This is a genomic window from Granulicatella sp. 20925_1_45, from assembly GCF_041433555.1.
Lineage (GTDB): Bacteria > Bacillota > Bacilli > Lactobacillales > Aerococcaceae > Granulicatella.
Window position 1 is genome coordinate 1 of record NZ_JAPWBR010000045.1, and the last position, 579, is coordinate 579.

Below are 579 nucleotides of genomic sequence, written 5' to 3' on the forward strand. Positions count from 1 at the left end.
ATATATGGATATCGTCGTATCACAATCTATTTAAACTATTATAGAAATGCAAAAGTGAATCATAAATGTATTCAGCGTCTTATGAAACTAATGGGATTAAAGGCAATTATACGAAAAAAACGTTATCGTTATAAATCGAACACTGAAGAATACACTGCAGCTAATATTTTAAATCGAGAATTTAAGAAGGAATACGAGCCAATGGCTCTACTATTAACGGATATCACTGAATTGAAGTATGGAAAGGGAGAAAAAGCTTATTTAAGTGCAGTTTTAGATTATGGAACAAAGAAAATAGTTGCATATCAAATATCTAAACAAAATAATAATCAAATCGTTAAAGATACTTTTGATCAAATAAAAAGGAAGATAATTCCAACAAAAACAATGATTCATAGTGATCGAGGATTTCAATATACTTCTCATTTCTTTAAGCACTTTATAGAAAAAGGACAAATAACACATAGTATGTCCCGTCCTGGAAGATGTATCGATAATGGACCAATTGAAGCATTCTGGGGGACATTAAAGGAAGAAGTATATCGTTTATATCATTTCAAAACCTATGAATCTCTTTTC

1 protein-coding gene is annotated in these 579 nt (G+C 29.9%); it reads left to right on the plus strand.

Going from position 1 to position 579, the window contains the following annotated elements; all coding sequences use genetic code 11:
- Positions 1 to 579 (plus strand): IS3 family transposase (locus O3798_RS08745; protein WP_371464301.1); only part of this gene is annotated, 579 nt, incomplete at its 3' end.